This window comes from Frankia sp. AgKG'84/4, assembly GCF_023242965.2.
GTDB lineage: Bacteria > Actinomycetota > Actinomycetes > Frankiales > Frankiaceae > Frankia.
In genome coordinates this window covers 1-1487 of record NZ_JALKFU020001074.1, presented here as the reverse complement: position 1 = coordinate 1487, position 1487 = coordinate 1, and the positions used below count along the sequence as shown (strand labels likewise).

1 protein-coding gene is annotated in these 1487 nt (G+C 76.3%); it reads right to left on the bottom strand.

Features of this window, described 5'->3' with window-relative positions:
• A partial coding sequence (locus MXD58_RS27385; protein WP_250610910.1) for an ATP-binding protein occupies positions 1-1487 on the bottom strand: 1487 nt, incomplete at both ends.

Below are 1487 nucleotides of genomic sequence, written 5' to 3'. Positions count from 1 at the left end.
CCACGCTCACCAACCCGAACGTGGCGGCCACCGGCGCGGCGGCGACGAGATGCGCGGCGCGCCTGGTCAACGCCTCCCCGCCGACGGCCGGTCCCAGCGCTTCGGCGACCCGCAGGTGCAGCCGCTGGCGGCGCAGGCTGGAGATGCCGCTGACGATCTCGTCCCGCAGCAGGGCGTGCGCGAACATGTACCGGCCCGTGCCGGCGGCCTGGACGATGACATGCTCGTCCGCCGCGTCGTCCAGCAGATCGGCCAGCTCGTCGAGGTCGAGCCGGGTCACCCGGGCCAGCAGGTCGATGTCCAGGGTGTCGCCGATGATCGAGGCGGCCCGCAGCGCATGCAGCACCGCCGAATCAAGGCCGGCGAGGCGGCGGCCGAGCACCGAGCGCACCGCCACCGGCACCTGGCCGCCGGCGCGCTCCTCTGCCGGCAGCCGGGCGTACTCGCAGACGAAGAACGGGTTGCCGCCGGTGCGCTCGGCGAGCTGCGCGGCCTCGCCGGGGGCGATCCGCGTGCCGCTGACCCGGCTGACCAGCTCGGACACCTCGGCCTCGGTCAGCGGGGGCACGGCGAGACTACGCGTGGCCCGCCGGCGAGCGGCGGCGGCCAGCAGCCGGTCGAGCTCTCCGCGCCCGGCGACGTCACGCGCGGTGACGACGACGGCGAGCCTCGGCAGGTCGCCCGCCTCCGCGAGGTGGGTGAGCAGCCGCAGTGACGCGGCGTCCGCCCAGTGCACGTCCTCGGTGATCAGCAGCAGCGGGCGGGTCCGCGTCGCCTCGGCGAGGGTCGCGAGCACCCGTTCGTAGACGGCGAACCTGGCCGCGTCGGCGTCGGCGCCGTCCGGCGGAGTGAGCAGATCGTCCGGATCCGCCCCGAGATCGCGGAGCAGCTGGCGCACCGGCCACCACGGCGGGACGGCGTCGTCGTCCGGGCAGCCGGTCCGGGACACGCTTCCACCCGCGAGGTCCCAGCGGGCCGCGGCCTCCTCAGCCAGTCTGCTCTTGCCGATGCCGGCCGGGCCGGTGAGCACCACCCACCTGGCCGCCCCGGCCAGCGCCTCACCGAGGGCCGACTCCAGCTCCGCGACCTCCCGGGACCGCCCCACCAGATCACCGCTGGACGCACCGGCGACGACGGCCGGCGACGGCTCCGACCCGAGGGCACGACGCTGAACCATCCCGGAAACGGCACGGCCGGCGTCGACGAATCCGGGGGCGGCCGACACCGCGCGGTCGGGCGCCCGCACGGCGGGCCAATGGGCGAGGTCCGGGTCCTGGCGCAGGATCGCGCCCTGCAGGTCGCGCAGTTCGGGGCCGGCGTCGAGGCCGAGATCCGTGTCGAGCCGAGCGGCGTACTCGCGGTAGGCGGCCAACGCCTCGGCTGCCCGTCCAGCCCGGTACAGCGCGGTCATGTGCAGCCAGCACGCCCGCTCGGCCAACGGCGCCTCGGCGACCAGGCGGCGCGAGCGCTGCGCGGCGGCGGTGACC